Genomic DNA, 20174 nt, shown 5'->3' on the forward strand with positions numbered 1-20174 from the left:
TAAAACTACAATAAAATACAAACTGAAAGCCTATTAGCTTTTAAAAGTGGGTTTTTAACTGCTGAATGGCGGTTTTCTAGTCCGGAAAGTCATTTAACGACACCGTTTCGAGCGCATTCTTATCATTCTCAAAAATGATAAACGCTTTTAATTCTGAATGTCTGTATAAAAATTCTGTTACGTTTTCAATACCCATAGCTTGAAATGCCGTGGCATACGCATCTGCCGTCATACAATCTTCTGCGATAACTGAAACACTTAGTATATTGGTTTTACTAGGATACCCTGTTTTTGTATCTATGATATGCGCGTAGCGATTTCCGTTTTCGTCTATTTTAAATTTACGATAGGTTCCAGACGTTGCCATCGCTTCATCTTGAAGAGGAATCACTTTAGAATAGGATTGTTCTCCTTCAAAATTTGGATCATCGATGCCCACTTTCCATGTCGATTGTTTTTCAAGATTAATACCTCTAGCGCGAATCTCTCCTCCTATTTCAACTAAATAATCGGTAACACCTTTAGATTCAAGAAACTCACCAAGGACATCAACACCATAGCCTTTGGCAATGGCATTAAAATCTAAAAACGAAGGACTGCTCTTTATAAGCTTCCCATTTTTAAGCCCCATTCTATTAAAACCAACAGACTTCATTAAACTATCAATGGCTGTACTATCAACGTTAGTAATTTTCCCTTCCGGACCAAAATCCCAAGCGTTAACGACAGCTCCTATTGTGGGATCAAAAGCACCTTCTGTCTTTCTATAAATGAGTTTTGCATTTTCAAAAACACGTGTAAAATGCTTGTCCACCATCACCTCTTCTCCTTTATTTAGTTTTGAAATCGTTGACTCAGGAATATAAGTTGACATGGATTCGTTAACGACATTAAAAAGGCTATCAAATTGTTCTTTATAGTTTATGTCATCTTCAGAATGGTACTGAGCGCTATACGAGGTTCCAAAAACTGGACCTGATAATTTGATGTTTTTTGGTTCTTGTTGACAAGAAAAAACCAGTAATAAAAGGCTAAATGAAAGTAAAATTTTATTCATATTAAAAACTAAAATCTTGGTGTTTTATTAATAAGAGTCCTGCTTTTGCAGGAATTGGTTAATTCAAATTCATTTCTATGACTTGAATGCCGTTATATTCAATAAGGTATTCTTCATTTAAATAAATAGGCAAATCTTCACCATCTGGATTTCCTAATCCAACACCAGCATAAAGGACTTTAGCATCTTTTTCAAAAGCGTGCTTTTTGAAGGTTTCCATCCAAACCACATCATAATTATTAGGGTTATCTGGTAAAATTACAGCTCTTACCACAACAAAATAATACTGACTATTTTTATCAATACACACAAATTGAGGATGACGTTTTAGCTTAGAATTGATAGCTACGAACTCAAAACCACGAGCTTCAAGGTCTTTACCAACATGGTTCATGGCGAGATTATGTACTTCTTGTGGTGTTAATGGCTTACTCATACTACAAAAATACAAACTTGTTACTTAAACCGAACAAACTTTGCACTACTAAACGTATAATTAGACACCGAAATTACAGCATCATCTTTAAGTTGATACCAAGGAGAAATAGTAGCATCTTCAAGATTCTTCACTAAATGAACTGATTGCGCAGGTGTATTACCTTGAAATAAGAGGTATAACTTATCTCCATTTTCGTTTATGATTTCATCACAAATCATAACAATATGTCCAGGACTTCCTCCTTTAATCAACATATCACCCAATTTCAAATCTTTAGATTTTACAGATTCAAGTTCATTATAAAGTGATAAAGTTCCCGAATACATGTAGATTAAATTCAAGTATTTATAGAAATTTTCTTTTGAAGTATTTGCGCTTGCCGTTTTATGAAACGTTACTTTATTACCATTAATTTTTGGTCTAAAACCTTCGGCGTATTTGGTCCAAGAGCAGTAATGACCTGAAGTAAAGTTAAATCCTATTTCGTCTTTTCTGTTGTTGTCCCAAAGGTATTCACTTCTTATTCTAATCAACGCGTCTGCACATTGTTGTAGTCCGTTTTTAGGCACCGGAATTTCTAAAATACCAATATGGCCTCCTTGCCAGAAATATTCTGAATCATCGTAATTTATGACTTTACTCCCATAAGGTTTTAATTTATAATGTCTAAGATACTCTTGAAAGCTTCCTTCAGGATAAACCACACGTTTATAACCTTCAGGAACATTCACTCGAGTTAAAATAGATAAGCTATCTTTATTAACAAGACTTGGTGTTTCAATACTAGATGTAACAATAGTAACTGCTTTTTTTATAGGCTGAAATTGAAATGCCAGCACTCCCACTGATACTAATATTAAACCGATAAGTAAAACCTTTTTCATACTACATAGAACGTTATACTTATTAGATTTGTTATACAACAAAATTAACTTTATAAATTTATATCAAATATGAAACTAAAACTCGCTCATTTCAATCTATGTTTAGGAATCATCATATTGCTTATTGGTTGCAAAAAAAACAAGCCTTTACCAGACCCATTAGAAGCGGGTTGGAAAGGTGATGCAGTCTGCGAGGTTTTAGAAGACAACGACGAACTACGTGTTCTTAAATGCACTTTTGAGCCTGGTGTTGGCCATGAGAAACACTACCACAATCCACATGTGGGCTATACCTTAGTTGGAGGTAAATTTAGAATTACAGATCAGGCAGGTACGCGCGATGTAGATGTGCCAACGGGTTATGTTTTTAGCAAAGATTCCGTAACTTCACATGACGTATTAAATATTGGCAAGACTACAAGCGTATATTTGATTATGGAGTATAAATAGTGAAAAAAATTACTGAGTACAATCAACTTTAGCGCATTACCTGATATAAATCACCTATAATTTAAAGATTAAATCTTATATTTATTAAGCCGTAATCAATACAACTAAATGTTTTGAATACTAATAAAACTAACATATCGCATAATAAAAAGGAATCTTACCTGTTCGATTTCATTCAAGAACATGCTTCTATAGGCACGTGGGAATATGACCCAAATCTACATACGGTTAAGTGGAGTTCTCAAACAAAAAAACTTCATGGAGTTTCACAAAATTATGAACCCACTGTTGAACAGGGACTTAATTTTTACAAAACTGGAGATAGTTTAAATCTAATTTCTAAAGCATTTACTGATTGTATTGAAAAGCACAAAGCGTATGATGTCGAAGTCCAAATTGTTACCGCAACAGGACAAGATAAATGGGTTAGAGTTATTGGAACACCTATAGTTGAAAATAATGAGTACATAAAAGTACAAGGGCTTTTTCAAGATATTGATGAAAAGACAAGGACTGCTAGAGCATTAGCTTATAAAGAACAACTTCTCCGTAAAACGTTTGAAACAGCATTAGTTGGTATGGCTATTTTAGATTTAAATGGCACCTGGATAGACATTAATCAAAGTCTTTGTGATATGCTTGGTTATAGTAAAAAAGAACTAAAACAATTAACATTTCAAGATATTACCCATCCCAAAGATGTGGAACAAGGACGTCAGGCTATGAAAGAATTGCTTAACGGAGACATCGATAATTTTCAGACCGAAAAAAGCTATATTCACAAAAAAGGCAAGGTTATTCCAGCGCTTTTATCGACGACAATTATAAGACATAGAAATGAGAAACCGTCTCATTTTGTAGCTCAAATTAGTGACTTATCTGAAGTTGAGAAAAAGAGCAAAAAGGTATCTAAATTATTGGCTACAACTGAAAACCAAAATAAACGCTTGTTAAATTTTGCGCATATCGTATCACATAATCTAAGGTCACATTATGGTAATTTAGATATGTTACTAGATATCGTAAAAATGGATTTGCCTGAAACTACTGAGAATGAAATTTTCCCACTCATAGAACTTGCTGTAGACCAACTAGGCGAAACTGTAGATCATTTAAATGAAGTCGCAACCATTAACATTCAAAAGGATTTAAAAACAGAACCGATTAATGTATTAGATAGTTTAAATAAAGCGCTCTCAAATATATCCGCACTTATTCTTCAATCTAAAACCAAAATAAGTATTCATATAGATCCACAACTTTATATAGAAGGTGTTCCGGCATATGTAGATAGTATTGTTTTAAACTTTTTAACGAATGCTATTAAATATAAAAAGCCAAACGAACCAGCGAAGATTGACATCAACTTCGACATGGAGAATGATTTTGTTATTCTAAAAATAAAAGATTACGGCCAAGGTATCGATTTAAATAAATATGGTGAGAGTCTTTTTGGAATGTATAAAACTTTTCATAAGCACAAAGATGCACGCGGTATAGGATTGTTTATAACAAAAAATCAAATTGAAGCTATTGGTGGAAAAATTGAAGTAAAAAGTCAAGTTAATGAAGGCACTACATTTTATATCCATTTAAAAAAACACATCTCAGATTGATGTCGCCTGCAGTATTAATGATAATCCTAGTGTTATAATTCATTTCTTGCTTTTAAAAAATCGGCTGCTAACTACTAATAGTTTAAAACAGATATCTTCTAACTTACTTAAATACTTTTTATAAGCATTCAATTAATCAAGAGGATGGAATAAAAAAGTAAGTATGACAGCATTAGCATCCCACAAGTACTGTTCTAATTCATAGTGTTTACTACATCGTATTTCTAAACGCCTTTACTCTAATAAAAAAAGCCAATACTCTAATAAAGTATTGGCTTTTTTAATATGAATTAATTCTAGACTTATCGGATATTATCCTCCAAAGTCATCAAATCTAATATGCTCATCTGGGATTCCGAAATCTTCACCCATTTTCTGAACCGCTTGGTTCATTAATGGTGGTCCACAGAAATACAATTCAATATCTTCTGGTGCTTCATGATGATTTAAATAGTTATCTATAACACAGTTGTGAATAAATCCTACGAAACCATCTCCTGGTGCATCGATATTTTCTTTTACTTTCCAGTTATCTTCTTCCATTGGTTCAGATAATGCTAAGTAAAATTTAAAGTTAGGGAAATCTCTTTCTAACGCTTCAAAATGCTCTAAATAGAACAACTCACGTTTAGAACGACCACCATACCAATACGTTACTTTACGACCCGTTTTCAAGGTTTTGAATAAGTGATATAAGTGCGAACGCATTGGTGCCATACCTGCACCACCACCAACGTAAAGCATTTCAGATTCTGACTCGTTGATAAAGAATTCACCATAAGGGCCAGAAATAATTACTTTATCACCTGGTTTTTGGTTAAATATATAAGACGATGCAATACCAGGATTAACATCCATCCATCCATTTTTATTTCGATCCCATGGTGGCGTCGCAATACGTACATTTAACATAATCTCACGTCCTTCTGCAGGGTAAGATGCCATAGAGTAAGCTCTTTCTACAGTTTCTGTATTTTTCATTACTAATGGCCACAGATTAAACTTGTCCCATTCAGCTTGAAACTTATCTGGTGTTTCGTGCTCTTCAGGATGTGCTGTAATATCCATGTCTTCAAACTTCACTTCACATTCTGGAATTTCTATCTGAATATAACCACCAGCTTTATAGCCCATATCTTCAGGAATTTCAACTACAAATTCCTTAATAAATGACGCTACATTATAGTTACGTACAACCGTTGCTTCCCATTTCTTAATTCCGAAAACTTCTTCAGGAATGGTAATTTCCATATCCTGCTTTACTTTTACTTGGCAAGATAAACGTGCACCTTCAGCTAATTCTTTTCTACTAAAATGTGGTGTTTCTGTTGGTAAAGCTTCACCTCCACCTTCTAATACATGACACTCACACTGAATACATGTACCACCACCACCACATGCAGATGGTAAGAATATTTTTTCAGCTCCTAAGGTATTTAATAACGTTCCTCCAGATCCAACTTCTATTTCACGTTCACCATTAATAGTGATTTTAACTGGTCCTGATGGAGACAATTTTTGCTTCACTACAAGTAAAAGCGATACCAATAATAAAGTAACTACTAAAAACGCGACAACTGTAGCGATGACCGTTCCTATTGTGCTTGCTGCTAATACCATATTCCTTATTAATTTTTATCCGTATCGTTAATTGTTTTAATAACAAGACTAGATGCCTCGTCTTTTTCATCAGCAATAGCAGTCACCATGCCAACAGTGTTTTCTTCAGTTTCCTCTGTAGCTTCTTCTTCGCCTCCAGTAAGCATACCTCCAAAACTCATAAAACCAATAGCCATTAAACCTGTGATGATAAAGGTAATTCCTAAACCTCTTAAAGCTGGTGGCACATTGCTATATCTAATTTTCTCTCTAATTGCTGCAATAGCTACAATCGCTAAAAACCATCCAATTCCTGATCCTATACCATAATTAAGTGCTAAACCTAAAGTTTCAATCTCTCTTGACTGCATAAATAATGAGCCCCCTAAAATCGCACAGTTCACAGCAATTAACGGTAAAAATATACCTAATGAATTGTATAATGATGGTGAAAATTTCTCAACAATAATTTCTACTAATTGTACCATCGTAGCAATGGTTGCAATAAACATAATAAAAGACAAGAAACTTAAATCGTAATCGGCAAATTCTGGACCTAACCAGGTTAAGGCACCTTCTTGTAATAAATACTGATCTAACAACCAGTTTAAAGGTACTGTTATTGCGAGTACAAATATAACAGCGGCTCCTAATCCTACAGCCGTAGATACTTTTTTAGATACTGCTAAGTATGAACACATACCTAAGAAGTATGCAAATACCATGTTATCTACAAATATCGATTTAAAAAATAATTCTATATGTTCCATTTTCTATAAGTCTTCAGTTCACAGTTCGCAGTTTTCAGTACAAGCATAAACCGCCTACTGATTACTGTTTTACTGCCAACTCGTTTAGTCTTCTATTAATTCTTTATTTCTACTACGTTGTACCCAAATAATAATACCTACCACTATTAATGCCATTGGAGGTAATACCATAAATCCATTGTTTTCGTAGCCTATAGCGTATAATCCTGTTTTCTCAACTGAATCTCCAAGGACTTTGAAACCGAACAATGTTCCTGATCCTAATAACTCTCTAAAGAACCCAACTATAATAAGAATAACACCATAACCTAAAGCGTTACCAATACCATCTAAAAAGGATCTCCATGTACCGTTAGCTAAAGCAAAAGCTTCAAAACGTCCCATGATGATACAGTTGGTAATAATTAAGCCAATAAATACCGATAGTTCTTTACTTAAGCTATACGCATAAGCTTTTAGCACTTGATCCACTATAATAACTAAAGTTGCAACAACAACAAGTTGTACAATAATTCTAATCTTTGAAGGAATGATATTTCGCATTAACGAAATAACCACGTTTCCAACGCCCATAACAAACATTACAGAAATGGCCATTACTATTGATGGCTTTAACTGCGCTGTAATAGCTAAAGCAGAACAGATACCTAATACCTGAATGGTAATAGGATTGTTGTCCGCTAAGGGGTCCATTATAAGTTTACTATCTTTTTTTGATAAAAGTCCCATACATTTTTATTTTAATGTCTTGAAATAAGGCACGTACATTTTTAAATCTTTCTTAATCATCGCGGTTATACCATCACCAGTAATCGTTGCACCAGCAATTGCATCAACGGCATTATCCGTTTTTCTTTCGTTTTTAGGATCAGCATTACCTTTAGCTACAGTAATACCTTTAAAAGCACCTGACTCATCAAATAAGCTTTCTCCTTCAAAATCGTCCATAAAATAACGTTGTTTAATTTCTGCTCCCAAACCAGGTGTTTCACCTGCATGATCAAAAAACACGCCTTGAACAGTCATAGATTTATCTACTGCAACAAATCCCCAAATGGCATCCCATAATCCTTTTCCTCTAATTGGAATAACATAGATTGGTTCTCCGTCTTTTTCACCTTCAAACAATGGTAATTTTCGTTTGTAGTTAGGGTCTTTAGCTTTAGCCTCTTCTTTTTTAATATCTATTAAATAGGCTTCTGAATTTTCTGAAGCTTCTGTACCTTCAATTACATATTGCTTTGTAATAGTACTCTCAAATTTATCTTCTACTTCATCGGTAGAAATAAAAGCAACATCACTTGTACCTTCATTGGCATTAATACCCATGGCGTACAATATATTTTGTTGTTTTTCAAAACGTTTATTAGCATCCACTAAAGGTTTTAATCCTGAAGCAAGTCCTGCAAGTATCGAGCCTACAACCACTACCATCACGATAGAAAAAATAACGGTGTAACTATTTTTATCTGTATCGATTGCCATAACTTAAGCTGTTTTTAATTTTCCTCTTTTTAATCTTCTTTTCACATTACCTTGAACCACATAATGATCAATAGTAGGTGCAAACACATTCATTAACAATATTGCTAACATCACACCTTCTGGGTAGGCTGGATTAAATACACGAATCATAATCGATATAAACCCGATTAAGAAACCGTAAATCCATTTCCCTTTATTTGTTTGTGATGCTGTTACTGGATCTGTAGCCATATAAACAATACCAAATGCCATACCACCAATTAATAAATGATGCCAGAATTCCGTATTCATTAAGCCGTAAAAATTACTTGTTTCTGTAATCCATCCTGCTGCAACTACAAGGTTAAAAATATACCCCATAACTAATGCACCTATTACAGAACTCAACATGATTCTCCAGCTACCTATCTTAGTAAAGATTAGGAATAAACCACCTAATAATATTAATAGTGTTGATGTTTCACCTATAGACCCAGGAATAAATCCAAAAAACATATCCGCTACTGAATAGTCAATAGGATGTGATTGTGCTAATCCACCTAGTATGGTTTCACCCGAAATGGCATCTGCATTAGATCCTGCAATTATTTCTTTAGCGCGTTCTGTAGCACCTTCAACCCAAACTTTATCACCACTCATCCAAGTAGGATAAGCAAAGAATAAGAATGCTCTAATGGTTAAGGCAGGGTTTAGAATATTCATCCCAGTTCCTCCAAAGACTTCTTTTCCGATAACAACACCGAAAGCAACAGCCACCACTAACATCCATAATGGAATATCGATTGGTACAATTAACGGCACTAACATCCCTGTTACTAAATAACCTTCTTCTACTTCGTGGCCTTTAATTACAGCGAATAGGAATTCAATTCCTAGTCCAACACCATAAGAAATAAGTAGTATAGGAAGTATCTTCCAAAACCCTAAACTAAAGTTTTGTAAGGTCCAAAATTCACTACTAAAGAAACCGCTAGTTACAGCTTCAATTTCTCCTACAGCTAAGTAATGCTGATAACCTGCATTGAACATACCAAAAATCAAACACGGAACTAATGCCATTATAACCGTGTTCATGGTACGCTTTAAATCGTCTGCTGCCTTTATATGAGTACCACCATGTGCAGTATCATTAGGCGTATAAAGAAACGTATGTAAGGCGTTGAAGGCTGGTGCCATCTTAGTACCTCTATATTTTTCTCTTATATTATGTAAGTTTTGTTTTAAACCCATTATCTATTTTTTAACCGATTTCTTCTAACATTAAATCTAAGCCTGCTCTAATAATTTGCTGATGCGGCTGTTTTGACACACATACAAATTCTGTTAAGGCAAAATCTTCTGGTGCTACTTCATACATACCTAAAGCTTCCATTTCATCTAGATCTTTATATAAGCAAGATTTTAGAATTTGCATTGGATATATATCTAATGGAAACACTTGTTCGTAATTACCTGTAAGCACAAAATTTCTATGCTCACCATTCATATTAGAACTTAAATCGTATTTCTTATTCGGTGTTAACCATGAAAACGTTAAAGCTCTTGTGTTAGAGACTTTATCAAATACTGGTTTATTCCATCCAAATAATTCGTAATCATTACCTTCTGGAATTACCGAAATAATATTACTATAATAATCTAAATATCCATCTGGTTGCACGCGTTTTCCAGACAATACGTTACCTGAAATAAAACGATCGTTCCCATCTCTTTCAACTCCGTTATCGTAAACCATAGTTGCGATTTCAGAACCAATTTTAGTTTTGAAATAACGTGGCTTTTTAACTGATGATCCGGCTAAAGCTATAACGCGCTCTGCATTAAATCTTCCTGTTAAAAGCAACTCACCTATTATTACAAGATCTTGAGCATTTATGGTCCAAACCGTTTCACCTTTATTGATAGGATCTACTTGACTAATTAAAGTTCCAACATTCCCTGAAGGATGTGGCCCAGAAACCTTATGAATTGTTGCATTTTGCAAACCAGCTAAAGGCGAATTAGAATTTTTGCCTACTGATATATGGAAACCACCATCCGTAAATTTAGATAGCGCATCTACAGCAGCTTGTAACTCTGCTTCTTTACCAGCTAGCGTATAATCTAAATCTGCGGCTAAAGGTGCACTTGCATAACCAGACACAAAAATAGCTTTTGGCGTACTGTCTGCTTTTGCAACAACATCATAAGGACGTTGTTTTATAAAAGCCCAACAACCTGAAGCTAACAAGTGTGCTCTAGTTTTTTCTGCATCTGCATTTAAGTCAAACTTACCATGATCTACATAGGTTTGTTCCTTGTCTGCTGTTATTTTAATAGCGTCTATACGACGTCTTGGTCCACGTTGCACTTCGGTTACCTCACCAGAAACTGGCGAAACAAACTTCATTGCTTCATTATCCTTATTGTAAAACAAAGTCTCACCTGCTTTAACACGTGCCCCTTCTTTTGCTATAAGTTTTGGAATAATACTATGGAAGTCTTCGGGTCTAATAGAATAGAAATTACTAATGACAGCATTCTCTAAAGTTTGTTCGGCTTCACCGATCAACTTTATATCTAAGCCCTTTTTAATTTTGATGTCTTTTGACATATCTTTTAAAGATTAGTTATCTAAAAATCGGTGCAAATCTACAAATTAATGCTTAATTATATCTCAATTTACAGCAACTTTTTTATTTGTATTCATTATAAATAAGCTACTTGTTTTAAGGCATAGATTTTGATTATCTTTACGCAACACATATTTTAAACAATGAATAAGACCTTTTTCAACTTTTTAACACTTTTTCTATTTTCAATATCATCATTTTCTCAAGTCGCCTACGAACTAAATCCACCAGATTTTATAAAAACCGTTACGTTTAAGAGCAATACCACACAAGGACAATTACCGGTTCTTAAACTTGGCGAACCTTTAATGTTAGAGTTTGATGCTTTAACAGGAAACGAAGAAGACTTTTACTACGTTATTGAACATTTTAATTATGATTGGACCCCATCCAACTTAGTGAAGTCTGAATACCTTAAAGGCTTAGACAACCAACGTATTTTAGATTATGAAAATTCATTTAACACCTATCAAATTTATTCGCATTACAATTTAAGAATCCCAAACCAACAAACGCATGGTTTCCTAAAAAGTGGAAATTACATGATTTCTATTTATGATGACTATGACGAACTAATGTTTAGTAGAAAATTTATGGTCTATGAAGACATTGCTAACGTTGGTGTAAGCGTAAAACGCTCTAGAGATGTAAAAGTTATTGCAGAAAAACAATCCGTAGATTTGGTGATTACCACAAATGGCACCAATCTAAACAACCCATTAGAAACCATAAAAACAGTTATAATTCAGAATAACAACTTAAACACTGCAATTACCGGTTTAAAACCACAATACACATTAGGTAATGAGCTCATCTATCGCTATGATACGGAATCTGCGTTTTGGGGAGGAAACGAATATTTATATTTTGAAAATAAAGATGTTAGAGCTGCGAATGTAGGTGTTCAATATATTGAACTAGGAGACCTTTACCACAACTACTTATACACTAACATTAACCGAAAAGATAGACCGTACACGTACAATCCAGATATTAATGGGAATTTTTTAGTGACTATAATCGATAGAGATAACCCAGATATTGAAGCAGATTATGTAATGGTTCATTTTTCATTATTACAAGACGAATTAAAAACTAAGGATATTCATGTATATGGCAATTTCAATTATTTTACGATTGAACCGTTAACGCAAATGATTTATAATCCTGAAAGCAACCGTTACGAAATTACCATGTTGCTTAAACAAGGGTTTTATAACTACAAATATGTAACGGTAGATAGAGAAACCGGAGAGCTAGACGAAGGTGCCATCAGTGGAAATTTCTGGGAAACGGAAAATAACTATAAAGTCTTAGTTTATTATAAGGATTTAGGGGCGCGTTACGATAGACTTATTGGTTTTGGTGAAGCCACTTCAGAGAATATTACCAACTAGAAAATCTAAATCCATATTTCCATATTAATAAAAAAAGACACTAAAAAATAACACACACCTCTCACATTACTAATTTTATAATGTTTTTGTTAAAAAACCTAACCTCTTAACCGAATTATAGCGCTTCATTCAAAAATTATGTTATTTTAGCATAGATTAATTATATTATTACAATGGTTCAACAAGTTACAAGCGGCATAAAAATTACTGTAGAAACTAATTTTGAAGGTACATTTTATAAAAACTATAAAGTACATTTTGCTTTTGGTTATAAAGTAACTATCGAAAACCAGAGTAAAGATTCAGTTCAACTAAATTCTAGACACTGGAAAATACTTGACGCATTAAATAATGAAGAGATTATTGAAGGAGAAGGTGTTATTGGCAAAAAACCAGTTTTAAAACCTGGCGAATCGCACACATACAATTCAGGATGTCTTTTATCCTCACCTTTTGGAGCTATGCGTGGTCATTATAATATGGTTAACCTATCTAAAACTAATCAATTTAAAGTTTACATTCCATCGTTTAAATTAAGTGCGCCTTTTGCACTTAATTAAGCCTTCTATTTCTCTTACGCAATTTATTGTTTTTCAAAAACAATTGTCATCAAATTATACTTGATTAATACATCGTTATTTACTTAGCGTACAACCTATAAGAAGCATTATATGCTAAGAATATTTTTACAAAAACAATAGCAAAATTTCTAAGAATAATCTATAAAACAGTATTTACAATCTTCACACAACTATAACGTTTGAAATCCATATTTACTTTTAAAAAATTGTACATTTACACTTTAAAAACTCACTCTAAAAAAACAAATATATTATGGGAAAAGGATTCTTTAATGTACCTATCGCAGTTAACGAACCTGTTATGTCTTACGCACCTGGTTCCGCAGAACGAAAAGCTGTTTTAGAAGCGTACAAATCATTATTTAATTCAAAGGTTGAAGTTCCTATGTACATAAATGGAAAGGACGTAAAAACTGGAAATACCAGAACAATGTCTCCTCCACACGATCATAAACATATAGTAGGCGAATATCATTTAGCAGAAAAAGAACATGTAGAAGAGGCAATTTCTACGGCATTAGAAGCACGTAAGTCTTGGTCACAAATGCCATGGGAACAACGCGCAGGTATTTTCTTAAAAGCTGCAGAATTAATTGCGGGTCCATACAGAGCAAAAATCAACGCAGCCACGATGATAGCGCAATCGAAGAATATATATCAAGCTGAAATTGATGCGGCTTGTGAACTTATAGATTTCTTACGCTTTAATGTTCAGTTTATGTCAGACATTTACATGGAACAACCAGAAAGCACAAGTGCCGCATGGAACCGAGTAGAATATAGACCTCTTGAAGGTTTTACATACGCTGTAACTCCATTTAACTTTACAGCAATAGCCGGTAATTTACCTGCATGTATGGCTTTAATGGGTAATGTTGTTGTTTGGAAACCAAGTGATAGCCAAGTCTATTCTGCAAAAGTAATTATGGATATTTTTAAAGAAGCTGGTGTCCCTGATGGTGTTATCAATGTGGTCTTCGGAGATCCTGTAATGATTACAAATACAGTATTAGCGAGTCCTGATTTTTCTGGACTACACTTTACAGGGTCAACACACGTATTTAAAGAGTTATGGAAGCAGATTGGAAACAACATTCATAACTATAAAACGTACCCAAGAATTGTTGGAGAAACAGGTGGAAAAGATTTTATCGTCGCACATAAAACGGCAGATGCAAAACAAGTTGCAACAGCTATTGCACGTGGCGCTTTTGAATTTCAGGGTCAGAAATGTAGCGCGGCATCTAGAGCTTATATTCCTAAAGGTATTTGGGCCGATGTAAAGGCGTATTTAATTGAAGATATGGAATCTTTCAAAATAGGGTCTCCAGAAGATATGAACAACTTTATTACTGCAGTCATCCATGAAGGTTCTTTTGATAAATTAGCTAAATATATAGATGCTGCTAAAGCAGATAGCGACGCAGAAATCATTGCTGGTGGTAACTATGACAAATCTAAAGGTTATTTTATTGAGCCTACAGTCATCGTAACTACAGATCCTAAATACACAACAATGTGTACAGAGTTATTTGGCCCTGTAATTACAATATACGTGTATGACGATGAAGCCTACTCTGAAACTTTAAAACTCGTAGACGAAACAAGCGAATACGCATTAACTGGTGCTATTCTTTCTAGAGACAGATATGCTGTTGAAGAAGCTACAAAAGTGCTTCAGAATGCTGCTGGAAACTTCTATATAAACGACAAACCAACAGGTGCTGTTGTAGGTCAACAACCTTTTGGTGGCGCAAGAGCTTCTGGAACAAATGATAAAGCTGGTAGTGCTCAAAACTTAATGCGTTGGGTATCTCCAAGATTAATTAAGGAAACGTTTGTAACTCCTACAGATTATAGATATCCTTTTTTAGGATAACACCGATAACAAATTGAAATTTAAATCCTTAGAAGTTATATACTTTTAAGGATTTTTTTTTGCTTTTAATAGAAATGACATTAAAATTGAGCAATTACTTTGGTAAACTTTGTATCTTTTCAAGATAATAATTCAAATTCTGCACTTATGAAAAAATATTACTTTACTATTTTACTATGCTTACCTTTTCTAAGTTTTGCTCAAACTTGGATAACTTCTGGAGTTACTCCAGATCTATCTGCTTATGGAGAAACTACAAACTATCCTGGTGAAGGAGAATATCAAATATTTTTAAGTCCCGATGGTATTTTAGACAAGCCCATAATTGTTGTTGACGGTTTTGATACCGGCGACTTAAGGGACATTAATGGGATTTATAGCCTTTTAGACTTTGCCGACAGTTCTGGCACTGAAAATTTAGCCGATCAATTACGAGCGCTAGATTTTGATGTTATTATTCTTAATTTCCCTGTGTATACACGTGCTGCAGATTCTGAAACTATAGATGGTGGCACTGATTTTATTGAACGTAACGCCATGCTTCTCGTAGAATTAATTACAATTATTAATACTGATAAAGCATTGAATAGCCCTGATCAAAATGTAATTATTGGCCCAAGTATGGGAGGTTTAATTTCTCGTTACGCCCTGAATTACATGGAGGCCAACTCCATGGACGCGGACACAAGACTCTTTATCTCTTTTGATGCTCCTCACCTTGGCGCCAATGTGCCTATAGGTTTACAGCACCAATTAAATTATTTAGCTAATAATCCCTTGAGTCCAGTTACAGAATTACAACCCTTTATTGATAGTTTATTAAAATCTCCCGCAGGAAGGCAATTGTTAATAGATCATTTTGAATCGCATTTATCTGGTGAGGATCTATTTACTTTTGATGATAACCTTACATTACCTGAACCACATCCATTTAGAACAACGTTTGAAGCAGATCTAAATAGTTTAACAGCAAGTGGATTCCCTGAGGACGTTCGTAACGTCGCTATTGTCAACGGAAGTGGTAACGGAAGCCCATATTTAGCAGCCGATGGAGTTACACCTGTAACTAATGGGTTTACGATTGTAGAAGCTATACTACCAATAGATTCTCCACTAGGAATAATTGATGTTGAAATTGACATAAATATGACACCAGCAGCCGGTTCATCGCAAGAAGTAAGTCGATTTTTCGCCCCACTTCTCCCGCCATTTATACCAAATATAGAAAGCACAGCTAATTCAAGCACTGTAAATTTTGATGGTGTAGACGCAGCACCAGGTGGATTATTTGATCTCTCAGAATTAACAGAGTCTCTCGGAACCGAGGGTGGTATCGGCGACACTTTTATTGACGCTTTAGAGATTGACAAATTTAGCTATATCCCAACAGTAAGTGCACTTGCCTTAGATATTACTGAACCTGCTACAGGAAATGAAATTAATTGGCATTATAATGGTGACTTCACAAGCGTCTCACCATTTGCAAACATCTATAGTCCTGATACTAACGAGCCCCACGTTCAACTTACGGAAGCTAATGTCGCATTTGCTTTAGACGAAATATTAAATACGACACTAAGCGTTTCAGAAACAGAATTACAGACCGTAAAACTAGAGCAGAACCCTGTTAAAAACGAATTAATATTGCGATCTGATTTAAATAGTAGAGCCACTATTTTAATCAGTGACTTAACTGGAAAAATTGTTCTACAATCAACTCAAGAATTAACAGGCAGAGACGTTATCTCTATAAACCTAACCAATGGACTATACCTATTACATATAACTAATGACCTTAGCACATTTACAACCCGATTTATAGTTCGAAAATAAAGCTTACATAGCCTTCTAAAAAAAAGACCGTTTAAACTTATTTACACGGTCTTTTTTTTTAATTACAAATTATTGTTTTTAGTTTTAGTATAATGATTCTGGATGTAAATAATCGAGGTGAATATTTAACTTATCAATGTATTTCATGCCGTAACCTTCTTCCACTTTTTCTTCGGCGTAAAAGAGCGTTTCCTTATTTTCGCCCACTAAAGTCAATTGTACAATATCCGCATTTCGTTTTAGGATAATATAGGCCATCCTATTATCATATAAACCATGGGCAGATAAATAAATAACACCCGATTCTAACTTATGGTTTTTTACTACGCCACGATGTTGTTCTTTTCCGTTTTTATCATAACGAATGACTTCCCCATCAATATAATTTTTATTTAAGGAATATTGCAATCGCTTATGATTAGAATCTATATGATATGCTACCGTTTCAACAACCTCACCATTTTTAAAGGTTGACACATTTTTACCATGAAGATCATAAGAAATACGTTTCGTAATGAGACCATTTTTATAAATTTCTTGAGTCGACTTACTATTGTAACCTACTGTTAGAACTTTAGTGCCTTCAAAAGGCTTTCCGTCTTTATAAATGATGCTAGATACTTCTTTTCCGTCTTCGTTATAATTAATGGATTTCCCCTCTAAAACATCATTCTTAAACGTACTCGTTAATTGTAATACACCAGACTGATTGTAACTATTAAAGGTCCCTTCCTTTTTATCATTCACATAATGGCCTTCTTCTAAAACAACTTCATAATTATAATTAAACTTCTTATAAGTGCCGTTACGTTTTCCATCTTTTATGGTGTACTTAACTCTTGTGGTTTTATCGTACATTTCACCCTCCCAAGGTAATTTGTTTTTAAAATTAATTTCAGCTAAGACTTCACCATACGTATCATAAAACGTAGCACAGCAGTTAACATCAACGTCTTCAATTAATACAGGATCAATAACTCCGTAACCTCTCGCGACACCATAATCAAACCGTTTTAACGCTATTAAATCACCATTTTCTTCCCCTTTAATGAGCTTTATTTCATCTGAGAGGTCGAAAAACTCATACAATTTACCATGTTTTTTATCGTAATCGTAAGTGCCTATTAACTCATTTTTGTCATTGTAAAACTTCCCTAATGTTTTATCATAATCCGTATATGTAATATCGCTTTGTTTAGAGCCATTACTATAATAATTAACCTCTCTACTTTTACTATATTGATTAGCATTATAATATTCGGTGACCTTAAAATCGACCAAATTATCCTTACCTACTAATTTCGTTATAAATTTAGTCCGTTCAATAACGTTACCATCTTTGTAAGTTTCAATATTTGAAATTTCAGAATCGTAACCAATTTCGTAACGTGTACCATTTAAAGGTTTCGCATATCTATTTTTATACTGCACTTTTAAGATTCCCAAGACATCTCCGTCCTTACTATAATAAACCTCTTCTTCTTTATTCTTTTTACTAAAAAGAACATTGGTATCTGAATAATATTTTAATTCCTCTATAAGTTCTCCTTCTTTGTAAGTTGATCTTTTGTTTCCACTAATTTCTACACCAGTATATGGATAATAGTTTTTATAAACCATTCTAGACAGCTCGTTGCCTGTTTCATCATAACTGACTTGAAGCTCTTTAATATTATCTGTATATGTTGTTAGTGATTTTATCTTACCACTATCATAGTATAGCTCTTCTTTTTCAAGTAGACCATAGTTGTAGGTCTTAGAAGACAAAATTCGCCCCATGACGTCTTCCTTATAACTGTACGAAAACACAATTCTTGTACCTTTTATAGGTTTTAAATAATCATTCTGAAGCTTGTAAGTTACACTCCCTATTTCGGTTCCATCCTCAGTGAAGTAGGTGTTTTTATACTCTGGTTCAGTTTGAAATTTTGTCCGAACCTGACCATTAGGGTAATAATCCTCATGCCCCAACAACCCTGTAAACGGATAATAGTTAATTTGCTTCACTCGCATAGGAGAGAAATAATAAAACACTTCAACCCCTTTACGAAATCCATTTTTCAAGGTGATAATTTCACCAATACTATCACCTTTTTTACCATAATATTTGGTACGAAAATGACCTTTCTTAAGCGTTCTAAAACTTTCGTAACGAATGCCGTTTATATCAGAATCATATACCACCTCTTTTACGGTATCATTTTTAACTTCTGTGTAAATACGATTAGACGATTGGATGGTATTCTGAGCCCCAGATTTAATAAACCCCTTTTTATAAATAGCAGTTAATTTCTTACCGTCTAAAAAGGTAATAAATGCACCGTCTAATCTATTTTTTGTGTAATTACCTTGTTGATAGAGCTGACCATCTTCATTATACCAACTTACTTTTTCTACCCAGTAATCTTTATCTTCATACTTAGACAAACCACTCATCTGTTTTTGACCAGAAATGTAATAATCTTCAATTCTGTAAAAATCACCCTCTTTTTTAACTGGTGGTCTATAAAAAGCAGCATTATCTTTTGTGGTGCCATTCCAAGACATATCATAATAAATTGTGTCTTGTTGCGCTTCCAAAGTTAAAGGCATAAAGACCGTACTTACTATAAATAAAAGTAGAATAGTTTTCGTAGAATTTAATAATATCATTACTAAAGTATATTTAAAATAGTGTAGAATAGAAATGTTTGCCTGATTAACGTCATAAAACATTAAACTATTTCTAATGCGATGTCTCAGACTAAACATTGCATCATTTTTTCTATTGAGAAAATGTTTTAAACTAACTGAAATCTAACCACAGGTTAAACTTTGAATTTCAATGGTAAATGAATGACTTTTTTAGTTTCAAAAAATGATTCTTCAAAATAATCAGAAAGTAAGAATGCTTTAACTGTTTTATACTGTTTCAATTCTTCGGTTAAATCACCACCTTTTAAATAGAGGATACCGTTTTTGAGTTCGTTTTTTTGAGTTTTAGCAATCTTCCCTTTCACCCAAGTGGTAAATTCTGGCATCGTCGTTACAGCTCTACTCACAATAAAATCGTAGGTATCGTCAATAGCTTCTACTCTACTATGTGTTGTTTTCACATTAGGAAGTTCTATGGCTTCACAAACAGCATTAATTACTTTCAACTTTTTATTAATACTGTCTACCAAATGAAATTGACATTCTGGAAATAAAATAGCCAAAGGCACACCAGGAAATCCACCTCCTGTACCAACATCTAAAATCGAAGATTCTGGTGCAAAGTTGATCACTTTTGCAATACCCAAAGAATGTAAGACATGTCTTAAATACAACTCATCAATATCCTTTCGAGAAATGACATTAATTTTACTGTTCCAATCTTTATATAACGTTTCTAAGGCTTTAAATTGTTGGATTTGAGTTTCAGTTAAATCCGGGAAATATTTTAGAATGAGTTCCATTTTTTAAATTTTTACAAAAATACTTAAATTTAATCTTCATAAATTAACCTTAATCGATTAAGCTCGCTTTTATTTATTAACTATCTTTGCATTGTTATAATGATTTTAAATCCCTAGCGTTATAATATAAAATTA

17 protein-coding genes are annotated in these 20174 nt (G+C 33.8%); 6 read left to right on the forward strand and 11 right to left on the reverse strand.

The features are described 5' to 3' along the window. Positions 1-76: 76 nt before the first annotated feature. From ITJ86_RS01020 to ITJ86_RS01030, 3 genes are read right to left on the reverse strand one after another with little or no spacing between them, the layout of a single operon-like run. Positions 77-1057 carry an FAD:protein FMN transferase gene (locus ITJ86_RS01020; RefSeq protein ID WP_195869743.1) on the reverse strand — a complete coding sequence of 327 codons (981 nt, stop codon included), beginning with the start codon at positions 1055-1057 and terminating at the stop codon, positions 77-79. A gap of 58 nt (positions 1058-1115) precedes the next feature. Further along, positions 1116-1493: a Na(+)-translocating NADH-quinone reductase subunit F gene (locus tag ITJ86_RS01025; protein WP_195869744.1), complete on the reverse strand. Its 378-nt coding sequence runs from the start codon at positions 1491-1493 to the stop codon at positions 1116-1118. Between the two features lie 20 nt (positions 1494-1513). Continuing rightward, complete coding sequence (locus ITJ86_RS01030; RefSeq protein WP_195869745.1) at positions 1514-2380, reverse strand: DUF4846 domain-containing protein; 867 nt, start codon at positions 2378-2380, stop codon at positions 1514-1516. Between the two features lie 69 nt (positions 2381-2449). Here ITJ86_RS01030 and ITJ86_RS01035 point away from each other — a divergent pair, with 69 nt between their 5' ends. After that, complete coding sequence (locus ITJ86_RS01035; RefSeq protein WP_195869746.1) at positions 2450-2830, forward strand: cupin domain-containing protein; 381 nt, start codon at positions 2450-2452, stop codon at positions 2828-2830. Positions 2831-2943: 113 nt separating this feature from the next. Then, complete coding sequence (locus ITJ86_RS01040; RefSeq protein ID WP_195869747.1) at positions 2944-4446, forward strand: PAS domain-containing sensor histidine kinase; 1503 nt, start codon at positions 2944-2946, stop codon at positions 4444-4446. A gap of 312 nt (positions 4447-4758) precedes the next feature. On the opposite strand, the gene nqrF is transcribed toward ITJ86_RS01040, so the two are convergent. The 6 genes from nqrF to ITJ86_RS01070 all read right to left on the reverse strand — a co-directional run bounded on the left by nqrF (position 4759) and on the right by ITJ86_RS01070 (position 10893). Further along, positions 4759-6066: an NADH:ubiquinone reductase (Na(+)-transporting) subunit F gene (gene nqrF, locus ITJ86_RS01045; RefSeq protein ID WP_195869748.1), complete on the reverse strand. Its 1308-nt coding sequence runs from the start codon at positions 6064-6066 to the stop codon at positions 4759-4761. Between the two features lie 8 nt (positions 6067-6074). Next, positions 6075-6815, reverse strand: coding sequence for an NADH:ubiquinone reductase (Na(+)-transporting) subunit E (nqrE, locus tag ITJ86_RS01050; protein WP_195869749.1), 741 nt, complete (start codon positions 6813-6815; stop codon positions 6075-6077). 84 nt (positions 6816-6899) lie between these two features. Beyond that, complete coding sequence (locus tag ITJ86_RS01055) at positions 6900-7544, reverse strand: NADH:ubiquinone reductase (Na(+)-transporting) subunit D (protein ID WP_179351539.1); 645 nt, start codon at positions 7542-7544, stop codon at positions 6900-6902. A gap of 6 nt (positions 7545-7550) precedes the next feature. After that, the gene (locus ITJ86_RS01060) at positions 7551-8300 is read right to left on the reverse strand and encodes a Na(+)-translocating NADH-quinone reductase subunit C (protein WP_195869750.1); all 750 of its coding nucleotides are present in this window, start codon (positions 8298-8300) and stop codon (positions 7551-7553) included. Between the two features lie 3 nt (positions 8301-8303). After that, complete coding sequence (locus tag ITJ86_RS01065) at positions 8304-9530, reverse strand: NADH:ubiquinone reductase (Na(+)-transporting) subunit B (protein WP_195869751.1); 1227 nt, start codon at positions 9528-9530, stop codon at positions 8304-8306. Positions 9531-9540: 10 nt separating this feature from the next. Beyond that, positions 9541-10893 carry a Na(+)-translocating NADH-quinone reductase subunit A gene (locus ITJ86_RS01070; RefSeq protein ID WP_195869752.1) on the reverse strand — a complete coding sequence of 451 codons (1353 nt, stop codon included), beginning with the start codon at positions 10891-10893 and terminating at the stop codon, positions 9541-9543. Between the two features lie 162 nt (positions 10894-11055). On the opposite strand from ITJ86_RS01070, the gene ITJ86_RS01075 reads away from it, so the two are divergent. From ITJ86_RS01075 to ITJ86_RS01090, 4 genes are all read left to right on the forward strand, one after another. Then, the gene (locus ITJ86_RS01075; protein ID WP_195869753.1) at positions 11056-12309 is read left to right on the forward strand and encodes a type IX secretion system plug protein; all 1254 of its coding nucleotides are present in this window, start codon (positions 11056-11058) and stop codon (positions 12307-12309) included. 173 nt (positions 12310-12482) lie between these two features. Continuing rightward, on the forward strand, positions 12483-12869 hold the full coding sequence (gene apaG / locus ITJ86_RS01080) for a Co2+/Mg2+ efflux protein ApaG (protein ID WP_195869754.1): 387 nt from the start codon (positions 12483-12485) through the stop codon (positions 12867-12869). Between the two features lie 274 nt (positions 12870-13143). After that, positions 13144-14769: an L-glutamate gamma-semialdehyde dehydrogenase gene (gene pruA / locus ITJ86_RS01085; RefSeq protein ID WP_195869755.1), complete on the forward strand. Its 1626-nt coding sequence runs from the start codon at positions 13144-13146 to the stop codon at positions 14767-14769. Between the two features lie 147 nt (positions 14770-14916). Then, positions 14917-16602, forward strand: coding sequence for a T9SS type A sorting domain-containing protein (locus ITJ86_RS01090; RefSeq protein WP_195869756.1), 1686 nt, complete (start codon positions 14917-14919; stop codon positions 16600-16602). An 84-nt stretch (positions 16603-16686) separates the two neighbouring features. Here ITJ86_RS01090 and ITJ86_RS01095 read toward each other — a convergent pair whose 3' ends face one another. After that, positions 16687-19254, reverse strand: a complete 2568-nt coding sequence (locus ITJ86_RS01095) for a toxin-antitoxin system YwqK family antitoxin (protein WP_195869757.1) — start codon at positions 19252-19254, stop codon at positions 16687-16689. 155 nt (positions 19255-19409) lie between these two features. Then, positions 19410-20039: a 16S rRNA (guanine(527)-N(7))-methyltransferase RsmG gene (gene rsmG / locus ITJ86_RS01100; RefSeq protein WP_195869758.1), complete on the reverse strand. Its 630-nt coding sequence runs from the start codon at positions 20037-20039 to the stop codon at positions 19410-19412. Positions 20040-20174 lie beyond the last annotated feature (135 nt).

Source organism: Winogradskyella marina (assembly GCF_015645385.1).
In the GTDB taxonomy this organism is placed as follows: Bacteria; Bacteroidota; Bacteroidia; order Flavobacteriales; family Flavobacteriaceae; genus Winogradskyella; species Winogradskyella marina.